Raw genomic sequence first — 21,491 nt, 5'->3', positions numbered from 1 at the left:
TCGCGTCCCGCTGGCGGGACGCCTCGTGCGTGCACAGATTGGCGTGCGACACGAAAGAGGAGGCACACTGGAACCCGCCCTCATCAAGCCCCCATGCAGGCCCGTCCTGGATGACGGCCCCGCGGTGTTGGTGGTGAACACGCGCTCGCGCTCAGGGCGTGAGGCCTTCGAGGCCGCCAGGGAAACACTCGTGGCGCGGGGGGTCTCCATCGTCGAATGCCACGCGCTGTCCCGGGCGAACCGGTTGGACGCGATGGTGGAGCGGATGGTGGCGCTGGGCACCCGCCGCCTCATCGTGGGAGGAGGCGACGGCACCCTGAGCCGCGCGGTGGCCCAGCTGCTGGGCCGCGACGTGACGCTGGGCGTCCTCCCGCTGGGCACTGGCAATGACTTCGCGCGCTCGCTGGGAATCCCAGCCGACATCGAAGCCGCCTGTGACGTCATCGCCCAGGGCTACACGGCCCGCGTGGACGTGGGCCTGGCCAATGGGCGCCCCTTCCTCAACGCGGCCAGCCTGGGGCTGGCCACCGGCATCGCCAGGCGGCTGACGAAGCGGCTGAAGCAGCGCGCGGGCAAGCTGGCCTACCCCGTGGCGGCCGCCGCGGAGATAAAGGACCTGCGGCCCTTCCACATCCGGATGAAGGCGGATGACCAGGAGCTGGCGCTGGACGTGCTGCAACTGGTGGTGGGCAACGGCCTCTACCATGGCGCCGGCAACATGGTGGCGCCCGACGCCCGGCTGGATGACCGGCGGCTGGACATCTACGCCATCGCCGCGCCCTCCGCCGCGTCGGGGAACGAAGGCACCGGCCTGGGGCAGCTCCAGGACATCGCCACGCTGATGCGCGTGGCCCTGTCCCTGCGCTCGGGCGAGCACGTGGAGCACCCCGCCGTCACCGCCCTGCGCGCCGCGCGGCTCTACGTGGAGGCCGACCCCGTCCAGGAGGTGAACGCGGACGGCGAGCTCGTGGGCAAGACGCCCATGCGCTTCGAGGTGGCCCCCGCGGCCCTGCGCGTCTACGCACCCGCACCCTCCTGAAGTTTCGGTTCACCGCCAGGCTGGCCTACACTGTAGGCCGCCGCGACGGCGACGGCCGGACGCGGGGGAGGCCGAGCCCGTGCGCCATCGAATCCCCTTCTTGATTGCCTCGTGCCTGGCCATCGCGGCCGTGCTGCTGCTGTGGTTCCGCATGCCCGTCCCCGCGGTGCCCGCCGCGCGCCCGGAGCCCGCGGCGTTGACCGCGCCAGCGGCCGTCACCAACGGCGCCCCGCCGCGCGCCAGCACGCCGCCCACCCCCAGGTTGGAGACCGCCCCCGGCGCCGAGCTGGGCGCCTTCGTGGTGCGCGTGGTGGACGCCCAGGGCCCCGTGACGGGGGCGCGCGTGCGCGCCTACCTGCGCGTGGGCGCGGACGGCACCGGGGCCACGCCGTGGCGCCGCGCGGGTGAAGGCACCACGGCGGACGGCGGCGTGTTGCGCCTGCCCGCCGCGCCCGGCGACTACCTGCTGTCCGCGCACGCCCCGGGCCACGGCCCCGGGCGGCTGGAGGCCACGCGGCCGCTCGGCGAAGCGGAGACGGCCGTCGAGCTGCGCCTGCCCGACGGCGTGACGCTGCGGGGGCGCACCGTGGCGGAGGGGCGCGAGGAGCCGGTGCCGCTCGCCGCGCTGACGCTGCGGCCCTACCCCGGGACGCCCACCGCCTGGGCGGCCCCCGCCGGCTTGCCGGAAGAAGCGGCGGAGACGACGAGTGACGCCCAGGGCCGCTTCGCCTTCACGCAGCTGGCGCCCGGACGCTACGAGCTCACCGCCGAGGCGCCGGGCTTCAGCCGCCGCACCTTGCGCCTGCTCCAGGTGCCGCGGGCCGCGGAAGTCGTGGTGGGGCTCTGGGGCGCGAGCACCCTGGAGGGCTTCGTCGTCGACGCGAAGGGCCAGCCCATCGCGGACGCGGAGGTGATGGCGGCGGGCGCCACCGCGCCGGTGCGCGTCACCACCGGGGAAGGCGGCGGCTTCGCGCTGGAGGTCAACGCCGGGACGTGGGTCGTGTCCGCGCGCCGAGGAGACCAGCTGGGCCGCGTGCAGGCGCCGCTGTCCGTCGCGCCGGGCGAGACGCTGCGCGGGCTCGTGGTGACGCTGGGCGCGGCCAGTGGCCTGACGGGCAGGGTGTCCACGGTGGAGGGCGCGCCGGTGCGCGGGGCTGTCCTGGTGGCGTCTCCCGCGGGCGGCCAGGGCGAGCTGGGCCGGGCCGCGTCCGCGGACGACGGCGGGTGGCGGATGGACGTGCCTCCCGGCGAGTACGACGTGACGGTGCGCGCCGCGGGGATGACGGGCCGCGTGTTCGAAGCGGTGGTGGTGAACCCGGGCGGCCACACGCCCCTGGACGTGCGGCTGGAGCCCGCGACGGCGGCGCTGGAAGGCCTGGTGGTGGACGCGGAGGGACGGCCCTTGGAAGGCGTGCAGGTGCGCGCCGAGCCGGAGTCCTTCTCTGGCGTGGCGCGCACGGCCCTCACCGACGCCGAGGGCGCCTGGCGGCTGGAGGGGCTGGAAGCGGGGCCCACCTCCGTGCGCGCGCGGCGCGAGGGCTCGCGGCGGTGGACGTCCCGCATGGAGACGCTGAAGGCCGGGGTCATCACCCGCGTGGACTTCACCCTGGCGGACTCCGGCTCCGTGTGGGGGCAGGTGACGCGCGCGTCGGGCGGGCCGCTGACCGAGCCCGCGCTGGTGCACGCCGTGCCTCGGGGCGGCTCGGGCACGGCCTCCACGGAGACGGACGCGCAGGGCCAGTTCCAGTTGGAACTGCCCGCGGGCGTGTACCAGTTGGTCGCGCTGCTCCACCAGACGCCCGCCATCTACTTCCACATGGAGAGCGACCCGTTCGTCACGGTGCCTTCGGGCGGCGCCGTGCGGCAGGACCTGCTGTTGAAGGAAGACTCGGTGTTGTCCGGCGTCGTGCTGGAGCCCTCCGGGGTGCCCAGCCCGCTGGCCATCGTTGCCGCCATCCAGGGCGGGGACTTCCCCATGACGCGCAAGGAGCGCGCGGACGAGTCGGGCCAGTTCACCCTGCCGCCGCGCCCCCAGGGCGCCAGTCCCCTGGAGCTGGTGGCCCACAACGCGGGACGCGTGGGGCGCCTGTCCGCCGCGCACGAGGACCAGGCGCCGCTCACCGTGCGGCTGGAGCCCGCGGCCACCCTGCGCGGGCGCGTGGTGGCGGGCAGCGGCGCGGCGCCGGAGGGCTTCGTCCTGGAGCTGCTCGAGGCCGACGGTGAAGCCCTGCCCTGGGCCGGCGCCTGGCCCACCACGCGGCGCTTCACCGGCAGCACCTTCCTGCTGCCGGACGCGCCCGCCCAGGCGCTGAAGGTGACGGTGCGCACCGAGGACGGCCGCACGGGCGAAGCCCAGGTGACGCTGCGGCCCGGGGGCACGTCGGACGTGGAGGTGCCGCTCACCGGCGGCGTGGCGTCCATCTCCGGGCGCGCGGTGTGGAGCCGGGGTGGCGGCCCGGCGCCAGGGGTGGCGGTGTTCCTCGACAAGGCCGTGGGCGGGCGCCCGGACGCCTTCACCGGACAGGACGGACGCTTCCGCCTGAGCGACGTGCGCCCGGGCATCCACACCGTGCGGCTGCTGCCGCCAGAGGGGCGCGTGGAGACGCGCACCGTGAAGGTGGCCGAAGCGGAGGCCAGTGACGTCGGTGACGTCACGGTGTCCCCGCGCCGGGCCACGCCGGGCACGCTGGGCGCGGGCTTCAGCGAGGACCGGGGCCACGTCGCCTTCGCGTGGCTGACGCCGGACGGGCCCGCGGCGCGCGCGGGCGTGAACGTGGGGGACCGGCTGGTGGCGGTGGATGGCCAGGTGGTGCGCGACAGCACGGAGGCGGAGTCCCGCACCCGGGGCGCGCCCGGCACGCCCGTGCGGCTCCACGTCCGGCGCGCGAATGGAGAGCAGGAGGTGCTCGTCACCCGCGCGGAGTGAGGCCCGCTACACCTTGTCCAGCACGCGCGACAGCACCTGCGCGGTGAAGTTCACCAGCGGAATCACGCGCCGGTAGTCCATGCGCGTGGGGCCGATGACGCCCACCGTGCCCAGCACCTGCTCCTGGTTGCCGTAGGGGCTGGCGATGACGGTGACGTCGCCGGCCGCGGAGAAGTCGCTCTCCGCGCCGATGAAAATCTGCATCTCGTTGGCCACCTGCACGCGGTCCAACAGCGACAGCAGCTTGTGCTTCTCGTCCAGGGCCTTGAAGAGCGCGCGCATGCGCTCCACGTCCGCGAACTCCGGCTGCTCGAAGAAGGAGCCCGTGCCCTGGATGAGCACCCGCTCCGTGGACGCCAGGTCCGTGGCCGCCGCGCCCAGCTTCAGCGCCTTGGCCGTCAGCGCGTTGTAGAGCGCCTGCTCCTGGTCCATCTCCGCGCGGATGCGCTCGCGCGCCGACTCCAGCGGCACCTCCCGCAGCAGCTCCGACAGGTAGTTGCTCGCCTTGAGCAGCTCGTCGGAGGTGATGGGGAACTCCACGGTAATCGCCTTGTTGACCACCTGACCGCTCGGCCCCACCAGGATGGCGAGCACCCGGTCCTCCCGCAGCCGGACGAACTCGATGCGCCGGAACACCGCAGACTCCGGCCGCGGCGCCACCACCACGCCCGCGTGGCGCGTCAGCGAATGGAGGATGCGGCTGGCCTCGCCCAGCATCTCCGCCAGTTCGGCCTCGTGCGCGAGCCCCGCGTGGATGAACTCCCTGTCCCGCGGCGTCGGGTCCTTCAGCTTCACCAGCGTGTCCACGTAGAAGCGGTAGCCCTGGTCGGTGGGGACACGCCCGGCCGAGGTGTGGGGCTTCTCCAGGAAGCCCAGCTCCTCCAGGTCCGCCAGCACGTTGCGCATGGTGGCCGAGGACACCTCGAACCCCGACCTGCGGGTGAGCTGCTGACTGCCTACCGGCCCGCCCGTGGAGATGTACTCCTGGACGACCGCCCGGAGGACTTCCTTCTCACGCTCACCCAGCTCTTCGGACATCCCTGGCGCTCACTCCGGAGCCACCGGTGCGGCGGCACCTCCGCCCTGGCTCCCTGGGAAAGTCTAAGGAAGCGGCCCCGGGCATTCAATCCGTCAGCCGCAATGTCCTTACGGGTGGCCCGGCGCGCCATTCCCGACGCGGGCATTCCAGCCAGCCGGACGGCCGCCCCGCCGCACGAGCGCGCTGCCCGTCACTGTACTTCCCCGAAGCGGGCCCGGCTGAGAGGTGTGGCAATGCCCACATGGCCGGCGAAATTCGCCAGCGATAGAAGCCGCGCCGTGCTCGCCTCGCGTGCCGCGGCCCTCCCCGCTCCACCGACAGCCCCCGTCAGCCTGCCCTCCGGAGACGTCCTCCCCGGCGGCGCCCAGCGCGGGTGGCTCATCGCCAGCCTCCTGTCCCTCTACGTTATTTGGGGCTCCACCTATCTGGCCATCCGGTGGGCGATGGAAGGCGGCATGCCGCCGTTCCAGATGTCGGGCGTGCGCTTCGTGCTCGCGGGCGCCCTGCTCTTCGCGGTGCTGTGGCTGCGCGGGGCGCCGGTGCCCACGGCCCGCCAGTGGGGCGCCAGCGCGCTGGTGGGCCTGTTGCTGCTGAGCGTGGGCAACGGCGGGCTCGTCTTCGCGCAGCAGTCGGTGCCGTCGGGTGTGGCGGCGCTGGTGGTGGGCAGCCTGCCGTTGTGGACGGCGCTCTTCGGTGGGCTCTTCGGTCAGTGGCCCGGGCGCGCGGAGCGCTGGGGACTGGCCGTCGGTTTCGGCGGCATCGTCCTGCTCAACCTGGGCAGGGACTTGGGCGGCGGTGTTCTTCCGACGCTGGCGCTGCTGGTGTCGCCCATGAGCTGGGCGCTGGGCTCGGTGTGGAGCCGCCGGCTGCCCATGCCGCGGGGGTTGATGTCCACCGCGGCGCAGATGCTGTGCGGTGGCGCCGTCATGCTGGGCTTCAGCCTGCTGATGGGGGAGCGCCTCACTGCGATGCCCACGCCCAAGGCGGTGCTCGCGTTCTTCTACCTCGTCGTCTTCGGCTCGCTGGTGGGCTACAGCGCCTATGGCTACCTGCTGCGCAACGCGCGCCCGGCACTGGCCACCAGCTACGCGTACGTCAACCCGGTGCTGGCGGTGTTCCTCGGCGGCCTGCTGGCCGGAGAGACGATGACGCCCACGGCCTGGCTGGCCATGGGCGCCATCCTGGGCGCGGTGGTGCTGCTGACGCGCAAGAAGTGACGCTCAGTTGACGAGCAGCACCTTGCCCACGCCGCCCTGCTCCGCGAGCTTCTGCGCTTCCTTCACCTGCTCCAGCGGGAAGCGCTTGCTGACGGGGATGACCAGGTCGCCCTTCGCCACGGCCTGTCCCAGTTGCGTCAGGCGGCGCGAGTCCGGGTGCGCGAGGATGGCGCGCACGGTGAGCTGGCGCCCCTTGGCCTCCGGAGGCTCACCCACGACGCTGCCCAGCGTGCCGCCGGGCTTCACCTTCTCCAGCACGCGGGCCACCACCTGGCCGCCCACGGTGTCCGCCACCGCGTCCAGCATGGGCAGCTTCGCGAACTCGTCCGCGACGTCGAGCGCGAAGACGCCGTCCACGCCCAGCTTCTGCGCCTCCGCCTTCTGGCTGGCGCGCACGCCGGCCAGCACCTTCGCGCCCCGCGCCTTCGCCGCGAAGACGGCGGCGCGGCCCACCGCCCCCATCGCGCCGATGATGAGCACCGTGTCCCCTTGCTTGGGGTTCACCGCCTCTTCCATCAATTGCACGCCGGTGAGCGTGACCAGGGGGAGCGCGGCGGCGTCCTTCAGGTCCATGGACTCGGGGACCTTCGCCCAGGCCTCCACGGGCGCGACGACCTTCTCCGCGTAGCCGGCGTTCACCACGCCCATGACGCGGTCGCCCGGCTTGAAGTCGGTGACGCCCGGGCCCACCTCGATGACCTCACCGGCCACGTCGCGCCCCAGGATGGTGGGGAACTGCACGGGCATCATCGCCTTCATGTCCCCGCGGCGAATCTTCCAGTCCACGGGGTTGATGCCCGCGGCGGTGACGCGGACCTTCACCTCGCCCGGCCCCACCTTCGGCTCGGGCATGTCTTGAATGGCGAGCGCGTCCACGTCTCCATAGGACTTGAGCACCACGGCTTTCATTGCGGGCCTCCCAACGAGAATGAGCTGACGTCGCGCGAAGGGTAGGCACCCATGGAGGCCGGCAAACGCGGCGCCTGCTCGGCCCTGCCTCCCCCGGGAAGGAGGCCCCGTCCCTGTCAGCCCACTCACTCGTTCAGTTGGACAAGCGTTACCCTGTTGGACCCGTACAACGAACTGTAGTTGGAGATCGCAATCACCGGCTTTCCAGAGCTCCCCACCGCCAACGTCGAAGGAGACACGGCGCCATCCGAGGAGATGTGGTCCGTCGCATACGAGCCCCGCCGGTGCCAGTACATGTAGACGCCGGAGGCCGAACCGCTGCTGTAACCCCCAGAGCTCACGGCAAACGTCACCATGATGTGCCCGTTGCCATCCACCGCGACGGAAGGCCAGCGGCGCTCCCGCGCATGGACCTGGGGCCCCGTCGCCATCACGACACGGAGGTCCCACGCCGAACCCACCCATTCAGCCACGACCACCTTCCGGTGGTAACCCAAGAAGTCGGCTTCAGCCCAGATCGCCACGGGCCGCCCATCCGGCAACGTGGCCAGCGCGGGCTCGGTCGCCTGCTCCCGAAGACCGTCCCAGGTTTCGTGGAGAAGCCGTCCTCCCCTTGCCTCCCAAGCCGAACCATTCCAGTAACGGACGTACAGCCCCGCGCCAACGGCCGAGGACTCGGCCTCCGCCCAGGCCAGAAATACGCCCCCGGAGCCATCCACGCTCAACGCGGGCGCATATGCCGAGACGGCGGCCCCCGGCCCCGTGCCTACCCGCTGAACGTCTCCCAATCGCAGCCACCCTCCACCTTCCCAGCGATGGACATGAACTCCATCCGCGGCGCTCCAGGCCACGATGGGGCGGCCTTCGCTGTCGACCGCGAGCGCGGCGCCCTGCAACGCCGCGGCATCGGGCGCGTTCACACGCGCGCCCAGCGGCGCCCAGGTGTCCACCGACCATTGAAAGACGTGGAGCGCGGGGTTGGCCTCCGCGGCATCACGCTGGAGGAACGCCATCACCAGACGCCCCTCCGAGCCCAGCGCGAGGCGGGGATGAGAGACGATGGCCTCCGGAGAGGCCCCTGGCGCGATGACCGGGGCACCGACCTCCTGCCAGGTACCGTCTTCCAAGCGCCCCACGACGATGCCCGCCGCGCGCACAGCCTCGTCACGCGGCGCGTTGCCGAGCGCATCGGCGAGCGCGGCCACCGGCGCCCCATCCGGTTCCACGACCAGTGCCAGCCGGTCCGTCACCGAGGCGGGGCCCTGCCCCCCTGATGACGGCCACTGTGACCAGAAAGGAGACTCTTGATGGAAAAGGTCGACCTCCCAGGTCCAGTCGATGCGCCCGACAGGAAGCCCATTGTGTACGGCGTGGTTTCCCGCCCGGTCCCTGACTTCCCACAGCGGCACAGAAGCCGAGCCCGTTGACGGGAGCACCTCTGGCTTGTCTATCCGCGCATACAGCGTCAAGCGGTCCTCGGACAACGACATACGCGGGGACAGGGTTCGGCCCTCTATCTGGACACTGGCCGTGGGGCCTTCGCCATGAGTGAACCAGATGGCCTCCGAGAAGGTCACCGCCAAGGTCGTCGTGCGGTCCACACGGAGGCCGCTGAGGGGCGACCAGCTCCAGACGCTGGGGCCCGTACGGTCGACAGTCACGGAGTGCTTCGTGCTCAGGAGGGACTGCCCCTTCCATTGCGTTCGAGCCTGAAGCTGATGCACGCCCTCCGGCAGCTGGGTTGTGTCCCACTCGAACTTGAAAGGCGACAGCAGCGTGGCCAGTAGCGAGCCATTCAAGAAGACCTCCACTAGCTCTGGCGTGCCCCCGTGCGCTCGCACCGTGACGGGGAGAATCCCGTTCGCGTACTCCATTTCCGGTGCGTTGTTGATTTGCAGGCGCAGCGAGTCGCTTGGGGAAGGGCCGCCCGGCTGTCCATCTGAGATTTCACCGCAGGCAGCCATGGCCAGCGCCGCGATGAGAAGCGTGGCGAGCGCCGGGGGCACGACGGAAGAGCGAGGCATTGAAGCTCCTGACAGGAATGTGCCTCTTTGGACACGCGAGCCGCCGCGGGCGGGAACCTGTCTTCTCAAAAGCTCCAGCCCAGCCCGGCCCCCGCGCTCGCGAGCGGCCGTAGCACGTTGCCCTCGGGCAGCGGCATCACCGCGCCGCCCAGGCCCCCCGTGATGACCAGCGACACCTCCTCCTCTCCACCCACCCAAACGGAAGCGCTCACGCCGCCGTAGGTCGCCACGCCCCGCCTGGACGTGCCCCCATCGTTCTGGAGGAAGACCAGCGCGCCCAGCTCGGGGCCGAGCACCAGCGCCGCCACCTCGCCGTGGAACCGGCGCCCCATCCCCAGCCGAAGGGACCACTCCGTCTGGCGGATACCTCGGCTCAAGGCGGACGTGCTGGCGCGCCCGGCGAACGTCCCCCAGACCACGTCCAGCAGCCCCGGCTCGATGGGGGCCTTGAACACGGCGGTAAGGTGGCCCCCCTTGCCCACGCCGAAGTTGCTGGCGGTCCGCGTCGAGAAGGAGCCCCCCAGGTGGACCGCGCCCCGCCAGCCCGTGGGGCCCTTCTCCTGCATCGCCACCAACGTGCCCTGGCGGAGCAGCGGCTCGTCCACCAGCACGTGCCCTTTCTCGGGCACCGCGACGCGCAGCTCCAGCCACGCGTCCTCCCGCCGCGAACGCAGGCGGTAGCCCCCAGGCGGCAGGGCCAGCATCACCGGGCCGCTGCCCTTGGAGAACACGCCCATCACCATGCCGTCCTGCGCCGAGGCCACCACCCACTCGCCCGGCTCGGGCACGGTGATGAGCAGCCGGCTGGGCGCGAGCAGCGGCTCGGTGAGCACCAGCTCCCCCTGCCCCTTCAGGTCGAAGTGGAAGTTCGGGTGCTGGGTGCCCGCGCGGGTGAGCAGCGTGGACTCCACCGTGCGCCCGTACGCATAGGCATAGGACTCCTGGAGCGTGACACGCCCATCCCGGTTCAGGTCCCCCGCCCCGCGCAATCCCGCGAGCAGGTGGTGGGTGAAGAAGGAGCCCTGGAGGTCATCTGCCTCCTGCGAGGCTTCGTCCGCGCTGGACGAGGTGACGATGACGCGCCCCTTGATGGCGGGCGCGGACCATTGCACCAGCCGCTCCTCCACCGGCTCCAGGCCCTTGATGCGGGTGGCCGCGCCCGAGCGGCATGAGTCGATGAACATCACCGCCACCCCCACCGGGGACGCCTCCATGAACGCCACCAGCTCCTTCACGGGCAGGCGCGTCCCGGAGAGGTGCAGCGACTCACCGTCGGCGTGGCTCGACACGTAGACGAGGAGCTGGTCGCCTGGCGTGGCATCACGCGCCATGCGTTCGCGCAGCGTCCCGAGCGCCGCCTTCACCTGCCTGGCATCCGCGCCCAGGACGACCTGGGCATCCTCCGGGAGGAGGCCCCCCGCGTCCCGGAACAGGGTGAACATGCGACGCGCGTCCGCGTCCGCGAAGCGCAGGGGCTCGTCGGAGGCCAGCCCCCGGTTGGCGCCGATGAGCAACGCATAGCGCCTGGGCGGCGGAGCCTCCTCGGAGGGAGACTGCGACAGCAGCGCGGCGGTCAGCAGCGAGAGCAGCATCATGGGCTGGAGCTCACGGGGACGGCGAGACGGTAGTGGTGCGCCGCGCCTTCGAGCAGCGCGGGAGGCTGGCAATCCAAAGGCAGCTCGAGGGCAGCGCAGGCGGCGGCCTGAATCGCCAGGGCCGCGCGGCCCGGCTCGGCCGGCAGCGGCGCATCCGAGAAGAACGCATCCAGCACGAAGTCACCGGGCGTGACGATGAACGTCGGCGGCATCACCAGCGTCGCCGGGTCTCCCGACTGCGTGCCCCGCGCGGGCCACAGGAGCGACACCTTGCCCGCCGCGTCCGTGGCGAACACCAACGCGTACCGGTAGGGCGCCGCCTTCAGCGAGAGCGTCACCACGTCCCCGGGCGACAGCGGCGCATCCACGGCGCCGTCCGCCTGCCGCACCACCGAGACGAAGGGACCGCCCTTGACGCGGACGCCTTCCGGCGGCTCCCGCAGCACCACCACCGAAGCCAGCCCCAAGGCCAGGGCCAGCGGAACCGCCCACCGCCACGCCCCGAGGAACCCACGCGCGGGGGCAGGTGCCGCACGCCACGCCAGCACCCGTGTCCGCGTCCACGCGAACTCAGGCGCCACACGCGCCGCGCCCGCCGCCTCGCGCAGCCGCGCCAGCCTCGCCTGACACTGCGCGCACGTCGCGAGATGCGCGGGCGGGGGTGCGTCTTCCACGACCAGCTCATCCAGCGCGAGCCTCGACAGGTGCCCGCTCATGGCCGGGGCTCCAGCGCCAGCTCCCGCGCGCGAACCCGGACCTTCTCCAGTTCGCGCCCCACCGTCTTGCGCGACAGGCCCACCACCTCCACGATTTCCTCCTGGGTGAGCGCGTCCACGAAGTGGAGCGTCGCAATCTGGAGGGCCCGGTCATCCAGCTCGCGAGCCAGCACCCGCAGCAGGTTGCGCGCCTCCACCTCCTGCGGGTCCTCGCCAGCCTCCTCCGCTTCGGAGGGTGCCTGGGCGGGGACGTCCTTCAACGCCCGGCTCCGCAGCATGTTGAGGCAGACATGGGTGGTGACCCGGAAGATGTAGGTCATGGGGCGTGCCTCCGCGCGAAACGCCCCACCCGCCTGGAGGAGCCGGCAGAAGACCTCCTGCACGGCGTCCCAGGCGTCCGAATCGCGGCCGAGCAGGGTCCTGGCCCTCCCGTGAACGGTGGGCGCGTACTTTTCATAGAGGTCGGCGAGCTCCGAGGCGCCTAGTCCCCGGGCCATTTTCTCTCCACGCTCCATTGGACACGCGACCGTGCCAGCGTGGGAACGCGCCCCCCAGGAAAAACGCCGCTCCCCCGGGGAGGCTCAGTTCGGGGAGCGCGTCACCGCGTCCGAGGGCACCGCGACGGAAGGCGCCTCCGTCTCGCGTGGCAGCCAGACGTGGAAGGTGGAGCCCTCTCCCGCCACGCCCGGGGACTCCACCCAGATGCGGCCGCCGTGCTGCTCCACGATGCCCTGGCTGATGGTGAGCCCCAGGCCCAGCCCGCCGTACCTGCTGCCGTGCGCGCGGCCGAAGCGCTCGAAGATGAGCGCCTGCTTCTCCTTGGGGATGCCCACGCCGGTGTCCGCCACCGACAGGTGGACGCCCTCGTCGCGCTCACCCTCCACCCGCACCCACACCGGCCCGCCCTCCGGCGAGTAGCGCAGGGCGTTGGACAGCAGGTTCGTCAGCACCTGGTCCAGCCGGCCCCGGTCCCACGTCCCCTCCAACTGCTCCGACGCCTCGACGTGGATTTCATGGCCTTGCGACAGCACCGCCATGCGGTCCCGCGTCTCCTGCACCAGGTGGCTCAGGTCGAACCGCTCCAGCTCCAGCGACAAGCGCCCCGCCTGGAGCCGGCTGATGTCCAGCAGGTCCTCCACCAGCTTGGCCATCCGGTCGATTTGCCGGTTGATGATCTTGAGCGACTTGCCCGGCCCGGACTCCGTCTCTCCGCCCAGCTTCAGCAGCGCCAGGTGCGCGTGGCCCTTGGCCGCGGCCAGCGGCGTGCGCAGCTCATGGCTGGCCGCCGCGAGGAAGGAGTCCTTCGCCTCGCTGGCCAGCCGCAGCGCCGTCTCCGCCCGCTGCCGCTCGGTGATGTCGCGCGCCACGGAGATGAAGCGCCCCGGGCCGCCGTCCGCCGCCACGTACTGGAGCACCACCTCCACCGGCACCTCCGAACCATCCCGTCGGCGGTGGCTGGTGGAGTACGTCTGGCTGGGCAACGTGCCACTCACCAGCGGCGCCAGCAGCTTGCGGAAGCCGGCCTCGTCGAAGGCGCCCTCCACCTCCAGCACCGACAGGCCCACCAGCTCCTCGGTGCTGCTGGCCAGCTGCTTGGCCGCGCCCGCGTTGGCGTAGGTGAGCGTCAGCGAGTCCGGGGAGAACATGAGGACGCAGTCCAGCGTCGCATCCAGCGTCGCCTTGAAGCGCCCCTGCGCCTCCTCCGCCCGGCGCTTGTCGTCGATGTCCGTGGCCACGGCAATCCAGCCGGCCAGCAGGCCATTCTCGTCCCGCTCCGGCACCGCGCGCGCCAGGTGCCAGCGGTACACGCCGTCGAAGCGGCGCAGGCGGAACTCGCGCTCCACGCGCTGCCCCATGCGGATGGCCTGCACCCAGACGGCGCGCATGGCCTCGCGGTCCGCCGCGTGGACGAACTCCAGGAAGGTGTTGAGCGACAGCGGCTGGTCCGCCTGGATGCCGGTGTAGTCCCGCGCGGCGCGGTTGGCGTAGGTGAAGCTGCCGTCCGAGCGCGCCGCCCACATCACCTCCGGCAAGGACTCCGTGAGCCGCAGGTGGCGCAGCTCGCTCTGCCGCTCCATCGCCTCGCGCTCGCGCTGCCGCAGGAGCACCGCCTGCCGCTGAAGCTGCTGCTCCTTGAGGAACAGGTCCACGAAGACGCTGACCTTGGAGCGGAGGATTTCCGGGTCGAACGGCTTGAGCAGGTAGTCCACCGCGCCGTGCGCGTAGCCCTTGAAGACGTGGGCCGCGTCGCGGCTGAGCGCGGTGAGGAAGATGATGGGGATGGTGCGCGTGCGCTCACGCTGCTTGATGAGCGTGGCCGTCTGGAAGCCATCCAGCCCCGGCATCTGGACGTCCATCAAGATGACGGCGAAGTCGCGCTGAAGCAGGAACTTGAGCGCCTCCTCGCCGCTGGTGGCCTTCACCAGCTCCTGGCCGAGCGGTTCGAGGATGGCCTCGAGCGCGAGCAGGTTGGAGGGATGGTCGTCAACCATCAGGATGCTCGCCCGGGGCTGGGAAGGCCCTTCCTGGTTGCGGTCCGCGGAGATGTGTTCGCTAGGCGTCATTGAAGTCGGCGGATGAAGCTGCCCCGGTCCTACCTTTTCTCAAGGTAGAAGAGGCTAGGTGGCCCCTCGACCGGACCCAAGCCCGGAAGAGGGGCGCCGTACGGTAACCATCACTCAGTGAATCAAGCCGTCACCCACAGACGGATGAGCTCCAGAAGCTTGTCGGTGTCCACCGGCTTGGGCAGGTAGTCACTCGCGCCGGCCGCCATGCACTTCTCCCGGTCGTCCTTCAGCGCCTTGGCCGTCACCGCGATGATGGGGAGGCTGGAGTACTTGAGGTCCTTGCGGATGGCCCGCATGGTCTCATAACCGTCCATCTCCGGCATCATCACGTCCATGAGGACGATGTCGACGTCGCGGTGCTGCTCGAGCATCTCGATGGCCGCGCGCCCGTTCTCCGCGAACACCACCTGCATGCCGTGGTTCTCCAGCACGCTGGTGAGCGCGAAGATGTTGCGCATGTCGTCATCCACCACCAGGACCTTCCTGGCGGACAGCTCCGCGTCCTTGTCGTTGCGCTGCGCCAGGGCGGCCCGTGCGCGCGGCGGCAGGTTCTGGTCCAACCGGTGGAGGAACAGCGCCGTGTCGCTGAGCAGCTGCTCCGGGCTCTTCGTCCCGCTCTTGAGGATGACGCTGCCGGTGTAGCGACGCAGCCGGGCCTCGTCCTTGGGCGTCAGCTCCTTGCCGGTGTAGATGACGATGGGAAGGTCGCGGAAGCGGTTCTGCGTCTTGACCTCCTCCACCAGCCGGATGCCGTCGGTGTCGGGCAGCATCAGGTCGATGACGACGCAGTCGAACTCGCCGGTCTCCAGGTTCTGGAGCACCTCCTCACCGGTGGCCACGGCCGTCACCACCACGTCGCCGCCCTCGCTGAGCAGCGACACCAGGCTGTCGCGCTGGACGTCGTCGTCCTCCACCAGCAGCAGCCGGCGCTCCGTGCGCTCCAGGAAGCTGGCCAGCTGATTGAACACCCGCTCCAGGCCCTCCTTGCTGACGGGCTTGGTGAGGTAACCGAAGGCGCCCTGCGAGTTGCCCTGGTTCTTGTCCATGACGCTGATGACGTGCACGGGGATGTGGCGCGTGCGCGGGTTGCGCTTGAGCCGGTCCAACACGCTCCAGCCGTCCACCACGGGGAGCTGGATGTCCAGGGTGATGGCGTGCGGCTGGAACTCGTTGGCCATGGACAGGCCGGTGTCACCGCGCGTGGCCACCAGGGCCTTGAAGCCCTTCTCCCGCGCCATCTGCACCATGATGCGGGCGAACTTCACGTCGTCCTCGATGAGCAGCAGGACGCGGTCCCCTTCGCGGATGTGGTCGCGGTCATCCTCCACGGCGACGGGCGTCAGCAGCGACTCGATGGGCGGCGGCAGCGCCGCGTCCAGCACGTGGCCGCTGTCCGCCACCGGCGGCGCGACAGGCGTCTCCTCGCGCGGCGACTCCGGCGTCGGAGGAGGCGGCAGCCGGGGCGGAGGCTCGTACGGGGACGGCATGGACGGCATGCCCTCCTCCTCCGGGCTGAGGTACTCGGGCGGCAGGTAGAGGGTGAAGGTGCTGCCGCGGCCGGGCTCGCTGGTCACCTGGATTTCGCCGCCCAGCAGCTTCGCGATTTCGCGGCTGATGGACAGGCCCAGGCCCGTGCCGCCGTACTTGCGCGCGGTGGAGCCGTCCGCCTGCTGGAACGCCTCGAAGATGAGGCGCTGCTTGTCCCGCGCGATGCCGATGCCCGTGTCCGACACCGCGAAGCCGAGCACGTACCGCGAGCGTCGCAGCGTCTCGTGGTCGAAGTGCGTGCCGGCCTCGGCCTGCTTCACCTTCAGCTGGACGCTGCCCTCGTCGGTGAACTTGAAGGCGTTGGACAGCAGGTTCTTGAGCACCTGCTGGAGCCGCTGCGGGTCGGTGCGGACGTGGCGCGGCGCGCCGGGCCCCACCTCCACGGTGAAGGACAGGCCCTTCTGCTCCGCGACGGGCAGGAAGCTGCGCTCGATGAACTGGTTGAGCTCGGTGAGGACGATGTCCCGCGGCTCCACCTGCATCTTCCCGGCCTCCACCTTGGACAGGTCGAGGATTTCGTTGATGAGGCTGAGCAGGTCTCCGCCGGAGGCGTAGATGGTGTTCGCGTACTCCACCTGCTTGGTGCTGAGGTTGCCGTCCTTGTTGTCCGACAGCAGCTTGGCCAGGATGAGCAGCGAGTTGAGCGGCGTGCGCAGCTCGTGGCTCATGTTGGCCAGGAACTCGCTCTTGTACTTGGAGATGACGGTGAGCTGCTCGGCCTTCTCCTCCAGGCTGACGCGGGCGCGCTCCACCTCGTTGTTCTTCTCCTCCACGCGGCGGTTCTGCTCCTCCAGCAGCGTCGCCTTCTCCTCCAGCTCGATGTTGCTGCGCTTGAGCGCGTCCTGCTGCTGCGTCAGCTCATTGGACTGGCTCTGGAGCTCCTGCGTCAGGTCCTGCGACTGGAGCAGGAGCTGCTCGGTGCGCATGTTGGCGATGATCATGTTCAGCACCACGCCAATGGTCTCCGTGAGCTGGTCCAGGAAGATTTGATGGATGGCGCTGAACGCGTGGAAGGAGGCCAGCTCGATGACGGCCTTCACCTCGCCCTCGAAGAGGACGGGCAGGACGATGATGTTGAGCGGCGCGGCCTCGCCCAGCCCGGAGGAGATGGTGATGTAGTCCTCCGGCACGTGGGTGAGCAGGATGGTCTTCCGCTCCAGCGCGCACTGGCCGACCAGGCCCTCACCGAAGCGGAACCGGTTGGCGATGTTCTTGCGCTCCCGGTACGCGTAGGTGCTGGTGAGCTTGAGCAGCGGCACGCCCGCCTCGACGCCGTCCACCAGGAAGAAGGCGCCGTGGTGCGCGGAGACCAGCGGCGTCAGCTCGCTCATGATGAGGCGGCTGACGGCGTCCAGGCTCTTCTGGCCCTGCATCATGCCGCTGAACTTCGCCAGGTTCGTCTTGAGCCAGTCCTGCTCCTGGTTCTTCTGCGTCGTCTCACGCAGGTTGACGATCATCTGGTTGATGTTGTCCTTCAGCGCGGCGACCTCGCCCTCCGCCACGACGGTGATGCTGCGCGTGAGGTCCCCCTTCGTCACCGCGGTGGCCACGTCGGAGATGGCGCGCAGCTGGCTCGTCAGGGTGCCGGCCAGCTGGTTCACGTTGTCCGTGAGCTGCCGCCACGTGCCGCGCGCGCCGGGCACGCGGGCCTGGCCGCCCAGCTTCCCTTCGATGCCCACCTCGCGGGCCACCGTCGTCACCTGGTCGGCGAAGGTGCCCAGCGTGTCCGTCATGTTGTTGATGGTCTCCGCCAGCGCGGCGACCTCGCCCTTCGCCTCCACGGCCAGCTTCTGCGTCAAATCGCCGTTGGCCACCGCCGTCACGACCTTGACGATGCCGCGCACCTGCGTGGTGAGGTTGGAGGCCATGAAGTTCACGTTGTCCGTGAGGTCCTTCCACGTGCCGGCCACACCGGGCACGCGGGCCTGGCCGCCCAGCTTCCCTTCGACGCCCACCTCGCGCGCCACCGTGGACACCTGCTCGGCGAAGGTGCCCAGCGTGTCCGTCATGTTGTTGATGGTCTCCGCCAGCGCGGCGACCTCGCCCTTCGCCTCCACGGCCAGCTTCTGCTTCAGGTCGCCATTGGCCACCGCCGTCACGACCTTGACGATGCCGCGCACCTGCGTGGTGAGGTTGCGGGCCATGAAGTTCACGTTGTCCGTGAGGTCCTTCCACACGCCGGACACGCCGCGCACCTCCGCCTGACCGCCCAGCTTGCCCTCGGTGCCGACCTCGCGCGCCACGCGCGTCACCTCCGCGGAGAAGCTGTTGAGCTGGTCCACCATGATGTTGATGGTGTCCTTCAGCTCCAGGATTTCGCCCTTGGCGTCGACGGTGATCTTCTTGGACAAATCGCCGTTGGCCACCGCCGTGGTCACCAGCGCGATGTTGCGCACCTGCGCGGTGAGGTTGGAGGCCATGCTGTTCACGTTGTCCGTGAGGTCCTTCCACGTCCCGGCGACGCCGGGCACCGCGGCCTGCCCTCCCAGCTTGCCGTCCGTCCCCACCTCCTTCGCGACGCGCGTCACCTCGGCGGCGAAGGCGCGGAGCTGATCCACCATGGTGTTGATGGTGCTCTTGAGCTCCAGGATTTCGCCCCGGGCCTCCACGGAGATTTTCTGTGACAAATCGCCGTTGGCCACCGCCGTCGTCACCTTGGCGATGTTGCGCACCTGGTCCGTGAGGTTGCCGGCCAGCACATTCACGTTGTCCGTGAGGTCCTTCCAGGTGCCGGCGACGCCGGGCACCGCGGCCTGACCGCCCAGCTTGCCCTCGGTGCCGACCTCCTTCGCGACGCGGGTCACCTCGGAGGCGAAGGCGCGGAGCTGGTCCACCATGGTGTTGATGGTGTTCTTGAGCTCCAGCACCTCGCCCTTCACGGAGACGGTGATTTTCTGCGACAAATCGCCGTTGGCCACCGCCGTCGTGACTTTGGCGATGTTGCGCACCTGGTCCGTGAGGTTGCCGGCCAGCACATTCACGTTGTCCGTGAGGTCCTTCCACACGCCGGACAGGTCCTTCACGTCGGCCTGACCGCCCAGCTTGCCCTCGGTGCCGACCTCCTTCGCGACGCGCGTCACCTCGGCGGCGAAGGCGCGGAGCTGGTCCACCATGGTGTTGATGGTGCTCTTGAGCTCCAGCACCTCGCCCTTGGCGTCGACGGTGATCTTCTTGGACAAATCACCGTTGGCCACCGCCGTGGTCACCTCGGCGATGTTGCGCACCTGCGCCGTGAGGTTGTTGGCGAGCAGGTTCACGTTGTTGGTGAGGTCCTTCCACGTGCCCGCCACGCCCGGCACTTCCGCCTGGGCGCCCAGCTTGCCCTCCACACCCACCGTGCGCGCCACGTCCGTCACCTGCTGCGCGAAGATGGACAGCGTCTGCGTCATCGCGTTGATGGTGTCCGCGAGCGCGGCAATCTCCCCCTTGGCGTCCAGCGTCAGCTTCTGGTTCAGGTCGCCGTTGGCCACCGCCGTCACCACGCGCACGATGCCGCGCACCTGCGTGGTGAGGTTGACGGCCATGAAGTTCACGTTGTCCGTGAGGTCCTTCCACACGCCGGACACGCCGCGCACCTCCGCCTGGCCGCCCAGCTTGCCCTCGGTGCCGACCTCCTTCGCGACGCGCGTCACCTCGGCGGCGAAGCTGTTGAGCTGGTCCACCATGGTGTTGATGGTGCTCTTGAGCTCCAGCACCTCGCCCCTGGCGTCGACGGTAATCTTGCGCGACAGGTCCCCCCTGGCGACGGCCGTCGTCACCTCCGCGATGTTGCGGACCTGGTCGGTGAGGTTGTTGGCGAGCAGGTTCACGTTGTTGGTGAGGTCCTTCCACGTGCCCGCGACGCCCGGCACCACCGCCTGGGCGCCCAGCTTGCCCTCCACGCCCACCGTGCGCGCCACGTCCGTCACCTGCTGGGCGAAGATGGACAGCGTCTGCGTCATCGCGTTGATGGTGTCGGCCAGCTCGGCGACCTCGCCCTTGGCCTCCATCTTCAGGCGCTGGGTGAGGTCACCGTTGGCGACGGCCGTCACCACCTTGGCGATGCCGCGCACCTGCGTGGTGAGGTTGACGGCCATGACATTCACGTTGTCCGTGAGGTCCTTCCACGTCCCGGACACGCCGCGCACCTCGGCCTGGCCGCCCAGCTTGCCGTGGGTGCCGACCTCGCGCGCCACGCGCGTCACCTCGGAGGCGAAGCTGTTGAGCTGGTCCACCATGGTGTTGATGGTGTTCTTCAGCTCCAGGATTTCGCCGCGCGCGTCGACGGTGATTTTCTTGGACAAGTCGCCGTTGGCCACCGACGTCGTCACCAGCGCGATGTTGCGCACCTGCGTGGTGAGGTTGGAGGCCATGTAGTTCACGTTGTCCGTGAGGTCCTTCCACACGCCGCCCACGCCCTTCACGTCGGCCTGGCCGCCCAGCTTGCCGTCGGTGCCCACCTCGCGGGCCACGCGCGTCACCTCGGAGGCGAAGGCGCGGAGCTGGTCCACCATGGTGTTGATGGTGTCCTTGAGCTCCAGCACCTCGCCGCGCACGTCGACGGTGATTTTCTTGGACAGGTCGCCCTTGGCGACGGCCGTCGTCACCTCGCCGATGTTGCGCACCTGGGCCGTGAGGTTGCTGGCCATCAGGTTCACGTTGTCCGTGAGGTCCTTCCACGTCCCGGCGGCGCCGGGCACCTGGGCCTGGGCGCCCAGCTTGCCTTCCACGCCCACCGTGCGCGCGACGCTGGTCACCTGCTGCGCGAAGACGTTGAGGGTGTCCGTCATCGCGTTGAGCGTGGCGCCCAGCGCGGCGATCTCCCCCTGCGACGGCACCATCAGCTTCTGGGTGAGGTCGCCGTTGGCGACGGCCGTCACCACCTTCACGATGCCCCGCACCTGGGTGGTGAGGTTGGAGGCCATGAAGTTCACGTTGTCGGTGAGGTCCTTCCACGTCCCGGACACGCCGGGCACCGCGGCCTGACCGCCCAGCTTGCCCTCGGTGCCCACCTCGCGGGCCACGCGCGTCACCTCGGAGGCGAAGCCGTTGAGCTGGTCCACCATGGTGTTGATGGTGCTCTTGAGCTCGAAGACCTCGCCGCGCGCGTCGACCGTAATCTTCTTCGACAGGTCGCCGTTGGCCACCGCGGTGGACACCTCGGCGATGTTGCGCACCTGGGCCGTGAGGTTGTTGGCCATCAGGTTCACGTTGTCCGTGAGGTCCTTCCACACGCCGGACACGCCGCGCACCTCGGCCTGGCCGCCCAGCTTGCCGTCGCTGCCCACCTCGCGGGCCACGCGCGTCACCTCGGCGGCGAACGAGTTGAGCTGGTCCAGCATCGCGTTGACGGTGGTGCCAATGCGGAGGAACTCGCCTTTGACGGGCTGGCCATCAATCTCCAGCGCCATCTTCTGGGTGAGGTCGCCCTGCGCCACGGCCACCAGCACGCGCGCCACCTCCGTGGTGGGCTGCACCAGGTCGCCGATGAGCGAGTTGATGGAGTTGATGCTGTGGGCCCAGTCGCCGCGCACGTCGCCCAGCGACACGCGCTCGCCCATGTGGCCCTCGCGGCCCACCACGCGCTCCACGCGGACCACTTCCTGCGTCAGGGTGGCGTTGAGCGACACCACGGCGTTGAAGGCGCTGGCGATCTCCTCCATCACCGGGTCGGCGCTGCCGCCGGGGAGCCGCACGGTGAAGTCACCGCCGTGCACCGAACGAAGCGCGGCGAGCAGGGGCTGCAGCGGATGGCCGCCGCGTCCCTGGGCCCGGGGGCTGGACGCGCGAGCGGTCCCCCCCGGGCGGGAAGTGCCGTTCCCCGAAGGCTTGCGCGCGGAGGCCCGCTTGCGGCCGTGGGTAGGGGACTGGGGAACCTTGGTGTCGTCCAAGCGAGAAACCTCTGATCGGGATGAACGCTGCTGCCTGCCCT

The 21,491-nt window shown here is 70.3% G+C and carries 11 protein-coding genes; 3 read left to right on the top strand and 8 right to left on the bottom strand.

Annotated elements, in window-relative coordinates; all coding sequences use genetic code 11:
* Positions 1-25: 25 nt before the first annotated feature.
* Together HV826_RS03740 and HV826_RS37830 are read left to right on the top strand one after the other, a co-directional pair.
* A complete protein-coding gene (locus HV826_RS03740) occupies positions 26-1,039 on the top strand; it encodes a lipid kinase (RefSeq protein ID WP_368670830.1) in 1,014 nt (337 codons plus the stop codon).
* 79 nt (positions 1,040-1,118) lie between these two features.
* The gene (locus tag HV826_RS37830; RefSeq protein WP_176415627.1) at positions 1,119-3,965 is read left to right on the top strand and encodes a carboxypeptidase regulatory-like domain-containing protein; all 2,847 of its coding nucleotides are present in this window, start codon (positions 1,119-1,121) and stop codon (positions 3,963-3,965) included.
* Positions 3,966-3,971: 6 nt separating this feature from the next.
* Here the strand turns inward: HV826_RS37830 and hrcA are convergent, their stop codons facing one another.
* A complete protein-coding gene (gene hrcA / locus HV826_RS03730) occupies positions 3,972-5,003 on the bottom strand; it encodes a heat-inducible transcriptional repressor HrcA (RefSeq protein WP_176415626.1) in 1,032 nt (343 codons plus the stop codon).
* 234 nt (positions 5,004-5,237) lie between these two features.
* Here hrcA and yedA point away from each other — a divergent pair, with 234 nt between their 5' ends.
* On the top strand, positions 5,238-6,221 hold the full coding sequence (gene yedA, locus HV826_RS03725) for a drug/metabolite exporter YedA (RefSeq protein ID WP_176415625.1): 984 nt from the start codon (positions 5,238-5,240) through the stop codon (positions 6,219-6,221).
* A 3-nt stretch (positions 6,222-6,224) separates the two neighbouring features.
* On the opposite strand, the gene HV826_RS03720 is transcribed toward yedA, so the two are convergent.
* The 7 genes from HV826_RS03720 to HV826_RS03690 all read right to left on the bottom strand — a co-directional run bounded on the left by HV826_RS03720 (position 6,225) and on the right by HV826_RS03690 (position 21,450).
* The gene (locus tag HV826_RS03720; RefSeq protein ID WP_176415624.1) at positions 6,225-7,130 is read right to left on the bottom strand and encodes an NADP-dependent oxidoreductase; all 906 of its coding nucleotides are present in this window, start codon (positions 7,128-7,130) and stop codon (positions 6,225-6,227) included.
* 125 nt (positions 7,131-7,255) lie between these two features.
* Positions 7,256-9,154: an Ig-like domain-containing protein gene (locus HV826_RS03715; protein ID WP_176415623.1), complete on the bottom strand. Its 1,899-nt coding sequence runs from the start codon at positions 9,152-9,154 to the stop codon at positions 7,256-7,258.
* Between the two features lie 65 nt (positions 9,155-9,219).
* A complete protein-coding gene (locus HV826_RS03710; protein WP_176415622.1) occupies positions 9,220-10,749 on the bottom strand; it encodes a caspase family protein in 1,530 nt (509 codons plus the stop codon).
* Complete coding sequence (locus HV826_RS03705) at positions 10,746-11,465, bottom strand: hypothetical protein (protein ID WP_176415621.1); 720 nt, start codon at positions 11,463-11,465, stop codon at positions 10,746-10,748. Before HV826_RS03705 ends, HV826_RS03710 begins: the two co-directional genes overlap by 4 nt.
* The gene (locus tag HV826_RS03700) at positions 11,462-11,962 is read right to left on the bottom strand and encodes a sigma-70 family RNA polymerase sigma factor (protein WP_176415620.1); all 501 of its coding nucleotides are present in this window, start codon (positions 11,960-11,962) and stop codon (positions 11,462-11,464) included. Before HV826_RS03700 ends, HV826_RS03705 begins: the two co-directional genes overlap by 4 nt.
* Positions 11,963-12,046: 84 nt before the next feature.
* Positions 12,047-14,029 carry an ATP-binding protein gene (locus HV826_RS03695; RefSeq protein WP_176415619.1) on the bottom strand — a complete coding sequence of 661 codons (1,983 nt, stop codon included), beginning with the start codon at positions 14,027-14,029 and terminating at the stop codon, positions 12,047-12,049.
* Positions 14,030-14,151: 122 nt separating this feature from the next.
* Complete coding sequence (locus HV826_RS03690; protein WP_176415618.1) at positions 14,152-21,450, bottom strand: HAMP domain-containing protein; 7,299 nt, start codon at positions 21,448-21,450, stop codon at positions 14,152-14,154.
* Positions 21,451-21,491: the final 41 nt, after the last annotated feature.

It is taken from the genome of Myxococcus sp. AM010, assembly GCF_013372585.1.
Classification (GTDB): domain Bacteria; phylum Myxococcota; class Myxococcia; order Myxococcales; family Myxococcaceae; genus Myxococcus; species Myxococcus vastator.
The sequence above is the reverse complement of the archived record's forward strand: the minus strand, read 5'-3'. Positions and strand labels throughout refer to the sequence as shown.